Genomic DNA, 7,922 nt, shown 5'->3' on the forward strand with positions numbered 1-7,922 from the left:
CTTATACTTCACATTTATGTCAAGTTATACTTCAATCACACAGCTAAGTCATTGAAGTAGTCGGGTCGTCTTATGCAAACTTAGACTACAAACTCCAGTGTTGTTTGAAGTGTAAGTCTTATTTATAGTACTTAAAACTATACTAATCTGTACTAATTCCTATCTTTCTAAAGTAAAAAACTAGACAGTAGTTCATTAGATCAATAGCACTTCATATACTAATCTACTAAAACTAATCAGCACTAATTGGTTTAGTTACCGTGTTAGTCAAAGTTATTTCGCTTGGCTCGGAGCAAGATATATCACCATTTTTTAGCTTTTTAGACACGAAATCTGAATTTAGGCAGCTGATCCAAATCTGCGATGACGCTGAAGTATTTGCAGACTTAAAAGATGACTTAAAGAAAACCACGGCCATCAATCATAGATCAAACATGCTAAATACCATGCTGATGCGTATGGGCTATCAGCCAATCTTGATGCAACTTGATGACGAAGCACAGCTTGAGGTTGGCAATGTGATGGTCAACGCCATGCTAAATGCCACAAAAGAGCCAGACAAAAGCAAAGCCATGACAATGCTCTCTACTTACCTTGATACTGAGGCTTACTTAAAAGACGCAGGTCTACTTGAGCAAGGTGTACAGGCGATTGAAAGTAATACAGGCATTAGCATTAGAACATTAGCAAACATGGCAACAGCCACTTTAGGAGTGAAGAAAAATGGCTAATCCAGTTGACCCAACCCTAGTGCTGCAAGAGCTATGCGCAAGCGCCACCACAAGAACCGCCAATGCTTTAACGGTTATTGAATGCTGTGCTGGAGCAACAAAGTAAAATAACACCTCTCGATTTTTCCATGGCAACGATTGGGCGGCTGTCAAAAGAGCAAGGCGGTCCATCAACGCAAACCATCCGTAATCGCACAGGCAAGCATTTTCAGCAATTAATTGAGGCCTGGGCAGCCTATTCAGGCACAATATGTAAAAAGCCGCTCTCAGTGCGTCAAAAGCAGTTATTGAACAGCAACGACCAACATATTCTGGATGCCATCGATGACCCAGTGATTAGAGCCGTAGTAGGGTCATTGATTGCCGAACGTAACAAATACCGCGATCAGCTCAATACATTAAAAGCCAACTCAGACTTGTTTATTGACCGAACCAAAGGCGATAAAACCAACACCACACTTGAAAACAAACAACTGGTACCGCTGGAAGTTGAAGCCATTAAAGACGCAATTTCTGATGAACTTTTCAATAAACAAGGTTGGGAAGTCATGCCCACAGGGCAAGTCAAAGATGCTGAGGGAAACGAGATCTATAAGCGTGGATATGTGAATGGGTTGAAAAAGTCTGTAAAAAATTACATTTAATACCTCAGTTTATCTAATACAGAAGACCAACCCTACAGAAATCACCTATACCTAGTAACCTCTCAAGCTTTTTATTAATATTTCTGACTTTTGGGTACGCAGACTTTCATATGAGGAAATTGTGACTATGGTGAGTATGTAATCTCTAAGCCAACCATATTTCGGAAGCTGGTAAGGGTTTTTAAATAGGTTGCTTTGAATGTTATATAATGCACGTTCGATTTTATCATTATCAGATGCCCAGAGAAGGCCTGAAAAATAATCCACGAATAAAGGTTGGTCTGCAGTAATCTGTGGTGACGTTTGGCAGTATAACACATCTGCACGGTAAAGCTTTTTAGTAGAATCGCTTGTATTGACTCGTGAAATCAGCTCTTGAAATGATCTTTTATCCTCTTCAAGCAAAGTTACTAATTCTGTATCTAAAATAACTCTTGGAAATTTGGCCAGATCTTCTTCCATCTTATAAGCCTTGACATAAGCAGGGCCTACGATCTGATGTCGGCTCATATCAAAATGAACTTGTCCAAATGTAATAGCTCCCCTTATAAAGATATTTTCAGACATCAGCTCATACTGTATTTTTGCAATCGCAATGCATAATTCTCTAAGGCTTTGAATTTTTTCAAAACTCTCTGGCTTAACGCACAAAATTATAGAGTCACTTATTACAATAGACTGTATATTTCTTTTGATAGTAGTGTCGGCGATTTTTAGATTGTTTATCTCTTTTTCTACAATTTTAAAGTACTTTTCTAATTTTTCTTTTTTATTTTTATTGAGCATTTCTTGAAAACCTAGAACGTCCAAAAATGCTACAAAACACTCTTCATATTGTATTTCAAACTCTTCCAAAATTATCCAACTCCTTTGTGTAAAAAAACAGATAATGTTAAAGCTGTATTTATAAAGCTATTTAACATCACAGAAATTAAAATGTTAGCAAAAATGGGCTTAAATTAAGACCTTTGCCTCTCTTACTGCGCCATACTCAATGATTACTTCTTGTTCATTATCCTTAGCATTAAAATAGATAACTTTGCTTCTTGGTACAACAGCTTTAACAACTATGCCTTTAATCTTATCTTTATATATTTCATGAGCAAATCGTCTAGCTGTTTCATAGTCTATAGTTCAAGACTGTGCGAAGTTTTTACTTTCAAACTCGTTGGGTGATAAACCACGGTATATCGTTACTTCAACTTCAAGTTGCTCAATATCTGAGTTAGTTGGTACGTCTTCGCGTTTAATTCTGATTGGTGGTGCTCCCCACTCAACTTGCTTGGTTTTGAATAGTTCAAATACACCTCCAGAATAAAACCGTTTTAAATTGTTAAAAAGCTCAAAAGCCCAATTGCACAGTTCTGATTCCATGGAATAAGAAGCGTACTTTTGCAGCCAAAAATCTCTAAAAGCGAATTCGGGCTGCGTTTTTGTATTGCAATTGAAGCTATCTAAAACATCTGCAAATACCCTGTAATCATCATTAAACCTCTTATATAAGCTTTCAAAGTATTCATCAGCGTCAATTCTCATTTGCTCAAGCAGGGCTTTTGATTTGTCGCAAATCATATAGTTTTCATTAGCCTATTCTGATTAGGTGATTGCAAGATGGGCACGGCGTGTCAGTAACAGAGTAAGGAACATCTGTACTTGAGCGTTGCCACATATTCGTACAGTAGCCACACCTAAACCACCTTGTCTCGTATTGTTTTGGTGCAGGATTTAGGTCAATAATCTCCCTAAAAGCACGTGTTGGTTTTCTTTTATATTGAGGGTTGTGCTGAAATCCATAAACTGGGTTATATAACGGTTCGCTCTCTTCAGCCAACTGGTTTTGTTCCTCCCTCTGACGTTGAGCTTGTTCCTTTTTAGCGAATAGTATTTTTTGACTTCTACTACGGTAAAATTCTGTAAACCTTTGCTCTTGTTTAGGGTGATAATGCCAATACTTGATGCCTAGCTTCTCAAGTAATTCAGACTCAACTTGATCTCTGTAGCCATTCACTTTGCCTTCAACATATTTTCTAAAATCCTCTACATCGACAACTACAATGGCGGACTTTTGGTTGTATGTAGGGCTAAATTGGTAAGTACTAATCTCTAGCGTTAAAATAAGGGTAATGTCGAAGTCATTGGTATGTAGGATAGCAATTTCGTTTTGAGCGCTTTCAATGGCTAGATTCAATGTTACTTTAGATTGATATTCGTATACCTTTTCATCAGTGACCAGTACGCCTTCATCGGATTTATCCCTGCTTGGATAACCTATATATCTAGGAAGACGAATGCTAGTATTGGTAGCAAGTATATTACGGCACAACCAAAAAATAGCGCGTTTATAACTTATCTCACATGGCTTATCTTTGGAGTTTATCTTCGGTGCATGCTTGAAGTGATCGCGTCTTATGTTCGTTTTATACTTGTGCGCGGAAAGAGGCATATCGCAGCTGATGCAAAAACAATTGCACTCTAAACCGCTTTCCACTTCATCGACAAACGCGAGCGAGCCATTTTTATCTTTAGCAAATGGTATCAATACTTCCACTGTTATTCCTTTTCACAAGCAGATAGCCAAGTTCAATATGTTATACCTAGTCAAGTCATTTGTTAATATCTTGATTGATAACTTTATAAACCGTGTTTCTTGAAACGTTTACAGTGCTTGCTATTTGGCTGACTGGTGTAGCTTTTGCGCGTAGCGATAAAATGCTTTGTTTGATGTTGTCGGATATTGGCTTGCGGCCTTTGTATTTACCCGCTTTTTTCGCGGCTGCAATGCCCTCAAGCTGGCGTTCTTTTCTCATATTGAGCTCAAATTCTGCGAACACGGCGAGCATATCTAAAAAGGCTTTGCCCGAGGCAGAGTCGGTTGAGATAGGCTGCTCTAGCGCTTGTAGCTGAATATCGTTGGATTTTAGATGGTTCACTAAGGTTTGTAAGTCGAGTACGGAACGAGCGATACGGTCGACTCAAGTCACGATTAAGGTATCACCGGCACGGAGGTAGCTAAGTAGGGCTTGAAACCCATCGCGTTTGGTATTCGATGCTGATGCCATATCGGTAAACACCTTGTCACAACCAGTTTCCTCAAGTTTGGCTACTTGTAAATCTAAAGACTGATCTGTGGTTGAAACTCGCGCATATCCAATCATACTCATGGCAATTGTTCATTTAGCATCTAGACTAAATAAACATAGTGCGTACTAAGGCCTTAAACCACCCTAAATGAACACTTTTAGTCTGTTTTGGTGATGTTCAATTAGGGTTTACGCTATTTGAACATATGCTTTGCCGTAGCTTTAGGAAACATCACCATAATGGACTTGCAAGACCCCGACCTGATTTTAGTTAAACGCCTATCGGAGCATTCATGCTCTTACTTTGCGGTTGAAAGCGTTGCGGGTACTGACGTGGTGTTGACGGATATTGAAAGCGGTGGGCGGTTTAATTTTGAAAAGCCAGGGCTTGAACAACTGGTTTCAAACGGCCAACTCAGAACCATCGCGCGGCGTGAGCTACCAACCAAGCTAACCTTTAAACCACTCAGTAACGTTAAAAAGCTTAAAGCTGAAACTGCGGAAGATGTTGCATCCAAAAAAGAAATGCAGCGACGTTATAAGTATGTGCAAGGCGCAATTGAGCAAAGTGTTCCAGCCTATACCGAGAAATGGTTAACCCCGTTTATTACCCAAAAGTCAGTGGAAATAAACGACAACAGTCCACCTTCATGGCGCACGCTAGCCCATTGGAACAAAGCTTTTGTGGAAAGTGGCTGGGATAAAAACGCATTGATGCCAAGGCATAAAGCCAAAGGTAATCGCACCAAGCAATTGCCCCAAGAAGTTCATGACCTAATTGATGACGTGATCAATGAATACCTGCGCACGCATACGGTAGTGAGGTATCAAAAGGTTTATGACCTGTTTTTAGAGCAGCTTGAGAAGCTTAATGCAGAAAGGCGGGGGGAAGGTTTCATTGAGCTAAAGCCTTGTAGTTATAGGTGGATGGTGAATAGGCTTCAGAGTAGATAGTAATGAGTGAATCAATTAGAGATTGGATATCAGATCAGACCTTATTTAAAGAGGCTATTGTTGCCTTTCATCCAGAGGCTGGGAAGGAATACTATTCTCAAAACTTAGTTACTAGGCTCAGTATGTTTAAGCAACAAGAAAGCACAGTTAATGGTCGTTTGTTTGGTTATATCTCATTAGACTTCCAGCTGACTAGCGACTGGGAGTTGCCAAGGGATATTATTATCGAGCCTTCTATCGTGATAAACCATGGAGTCAATGATGTAAGTGGTCAGGAATGCGTTCAGTCTTTCATATCACCTGTACAATTACCAGAGTGGGTGCCAGCCTATGGTCGTCAGCTATTTGTTCAGGGGCTAGCGGCAGCGGTCTCGTTTACGACATCTAGATGTGTTTATGTGCATGGAGGCACAATCGAAAGTGTAACTTTGGATGAACTAGTTTCGCTTGAGGATTTCATTGCTGACAATCGTGGAGATAATTTTGCAAATATCGAGAATGCTAAAGTAGTTATCAAAACCGCCCGTGGTGATATTTGGGGGCGCTTTTGTAAGTTCTGGCCAACCGAACGACCTGAAATCTTTCCTCGTTTAACCGCGCAAATGGATGATGCAGGTGAACAGTTTTTAAATGTAGAGCTCGACAACGACCTTAGTTTCACAAGCGTACTCAATACACTACCCTATAATGCTTCAACTGACGAAATTATGGTACTCCAAATAAAAGACCTGAGGCAAATGGCGGCTATACACCCAGTGGTCCGAGGTCGTGGAGCAATAGTAGATATACATCGAGATGTGCTTGGTGAATGGAATAATCAGTTATCAGATGTGATCTCAAATTTGTGGCAACTTCCCTACAAAGCAGGACGTGAAAAGTTTGATTACAAGAAATGTATGCAAGCTATTAGAATGGTTCAGTTGGCCCACCATAACTATAAAGAAGACTTCGATTTGTCTTTTTCTATGTTAGTTTCAGCGATAGAAAGTATTGCGCAAATTGCCATACCAGCACCCGAAAAGCATAAACTCCATAATGAATGGAAGGAAGTAACGAAGGACGATCCTCAACTTAATGCACTTTTTCAACATTATTGCAATTTGCAGAGTAACGATAAGCGCTTGAAAGAACGTTTTGCAGGTTTCGTGTTTAAGTATTGCCCTGTTGAACAGTGGTGGAACTTATACGATGGCGATATTCTTCAACACGGGTTTAATTCGCATTGGAATAGCGGCGCAGAATTCAGCAGAGAACAAAATGAATTTACACCTGTTCATTTTACGACTTCTCAATTAGAGAATATTGTCAAAGATACATACAAATATCGGTCGAATTTTGTTCATAGAGGCGAGTCTGCTCCGCATAAGCATCCAGTGTTGTGCTCAACACAGCGCTTTTTTGAACTGCAATGTAACCACGATGAAATTAAAAAACTGGAGAAGAAATTGTGCAAAGAGGACCGTGGGCTCAAAGAAGATAAAAATACTTACCCCTATAAATGGACATGTGGCAGAGGTGAAAAAAGAAAAGGCCACAGCATAACAGAGGGCGAGTTGTTTTCAACCAAGCGATGCTTAATTAATCGCGATCTAATGCGTGAAATTGCAATCAAATCGATTAGTAGTTACTAGGCTGAGCAGTCTAAAACAGTTTTGCTATAGGCTTCAATCAAGGAGAATAAACAACAGATCGGCGATCTGTCTTCCTAATTTTAGCCTGTGACTGAATAAACGGGTGTTGGTATTTACAGGATAACTAAATGTTTAACTTTAAGCCAGAGTCAGGTTGGTCGCTTGAAATAGAACTAGAGTGCTTTGTTATATATAAGCAATTAGAGTCAAAAGGGTTTCCATATGGTCTGCAATCAGAACTATGTGATAAATTAGCTGAGCGGTGCAAATTAGATAGTGGCACATTAAAAGCTAAAGTTGGAAATTTTAAATCTGAGTTTGGCAATACCGAACCAACTCACTCATCAAAGGCCACAAAATATATTGCAATGAATTATGGCTCTATGAGTTTAAAAGAGTCTGAAGCATTGTTAACAGGTTACCAACTTGCAGTTAAAGCGACTGTATCTTACTAGGCCCTATGACTGAAGTAACACAGACCATGGCAAGTTAGAAAGTACCTAAATTGACATGCAACACGCTACATTGCCTCAAGATCTGAAAGACGATGATGTTGAATTACTAAATCATTAATGATTTAAGGGTTTGTTTTATAGTTATTTTTGGATTTTGGTACACTTTCCACTATAAATTTGTAAGTCTGCAAATTTGTAGTAAAACCCCGCATAAAAATTGAATTATAATCCCTGCATAGCCTACTTTTAAATCGTCTCGTATATTCGGTGATGGTTATGATCAGGCGTAAACTAAAGCACTCCAGAGTCAAAAATCTCTATAAGTTTGCAAAGCCACTTGCTTAGTTGAATCATCCTTAGAGTTCGATGCGTGTTTTCACTTTGAATACTCTCGTGAAATAAAAGCTTTTGAGGCTCAACCGTTAGT

At 39.3% G+C, this 7,922-nt stretch carries 9 protein-coding genes and 2 pseudogenes; 6 read left to right on the forward strand and 5 right to left on the reverse strand.

The genetic code is table 11. The features are described from left to right. The first annotated feature begins 260 nt into the window (after positions 1-260). Both MHN81_RS27200 and gmtX read left to right on the forward strand, forming a co-directional pair. The gene (locus MHN81_RS27200) at positions 261-731 is read left to right on the forward strand and encodes a hypothetical protein (protein ID WP_239427296.1); all 471 of its coding nucleotides are present in this window, start codon (positions 261-263) and stop codon (positions 729-731) included. A gap of 86 nt (positions 732-817) precedes the next feature. Next, the gene (gene gmtX / locus MHN81_RS27205) at positions 818-1,375 is read left to right on the forward strand and encodes a gamma-mobile-trio protein GmtX (RefSeq protein ID WP_239427297.1); all 558 of its coding nucleotides are present in this window, start codon (positions 818-820) and stop codon (positions 1,373-1,375) included. A 51-nt stretch (positions 1,376-1,426) separates the two neighbouring features. On the opposite strand, the gene MHN81_RS27210 is transcribed toward gmtX, so the two are convergent. The 5 genes and pseudogenes from MHN81_RS27210 to MHN81_RS28215 all read right to left on the reverse strand — a co-directional run. Next, on the reverse strand, positions 1,427-2,230 hold the full coding sequence (locus MHN81_RS27210; RefSeq protein WP_239427298.1) for a hypothetical protein: 804 nt from the start codon (positions 2,228-2,230) through the stop codon (positions 1,427-1,429). A gap of 279 nt (positions 2,231-2,509) precedes the next feature. Next, the gene (locus MHN81_RS27215) at positions 2,510-2,947 is read right to left on the reverse strand and encodes a hypothetical protein (protein WP_239427299.1); all 438 of its coding nucleotides are present in this window, start codon (positions 2,945-2,947) and stop codon (positions 2,510-2,512) included. A gap of 10 nt (positions 2,948-2,957) precedes the next feature. Next, positions 2,958-3,923, reverse strand: coding sequence for a hypothetical protein (locus MHN81_RS27220; protein ID WP_239427300.1), 966 nt, complete (start codon positions 3,921-3,923; stop codon positions 2,958-2,960). Positions 3,924-3,978: 55 nt separating this feature from the next. Further along, the gene (locus MHN81_RS28300; protein ID WP_343224748.1) at positions 3,979-4,155 is read right to left on the reverse strand and encodes a helix-turn-helix domain-containing protein; all 177 of its coding nucleotides are present in this window, start codon (positions 4,153-4,155) and stop codon (positions 3,979-3,981) included. Continuing rightward, positions 4,138-4,536 (reverse strand): annotated as a pseudogene (locus MHN81_RS28215) (recombinase family protein); the annotation flags it as partial. The pseudogene MHN81_RS28215 and the gene MHN81_RS28300, both read right to left, overlap by 18 nt. A 159-nt stretch (positions 4,537-4,695) precedes the next feature. Here MHN81_RS28215 and MHN81_RS27235 point away from each other — a divergent pair. The 4 genes and pseudogenes from MHN81_RS27235 to MHN81_RS28305 form a co-directional block, all read left to right on the forward strand. Then, entirely contained in the window at positions 4,696-5,409 is a 714-nt protein-coding gene (locus MHN81_RS27235; RefSeq protein WP_239427301.1) for a hypothetical protein, read from the forward strand. Between the two features lie 2 nt (positions 5,410-5,411). Then, positions 5,412-7,040: a hypothetical protein gene (locus MHN81_RS27240; RefSeq protein WP_239427302.1), complete on the forward strand. Its 1,629-nt coding sequence runs from the start codon at positions 5,412-5,414 to the stop codon at positions 7,038-7,040. 128 nt (positions 7,041-7,168) lie between these two features. Then, positions 7,169-7,495 carry a hypothetical protein gene (locus MHN81_RS27245; protein WP_063357049.1) on the forward strand — a complete coding sequence of 109 codons (327 nt, stop codon included), beginning with the start codon at positions 7,169-7,171 and terminating at the stop codon, positions 7,493-7,495. A gap of 276 nt (positions 7,496-7,771) precedes the next feature. After that, positions 7,772-7,922, forward strand: a pseudogene (locus tag MHN81_RS28305) (endonuclease); the annotation flags it as partial.

The organism is Pseudoalteromonas sp. Of7M-16, from assembly GCF_022347805.1.
GTDB classification, from domain to species: domain Bacteria; phylum Pseudomonadota; class Gammaproteobacteria; order Enterobacterales; family Alteromonadaceae; genus Pseudoalteromonas; species Pseudoalteromonas luteoviolacea_F.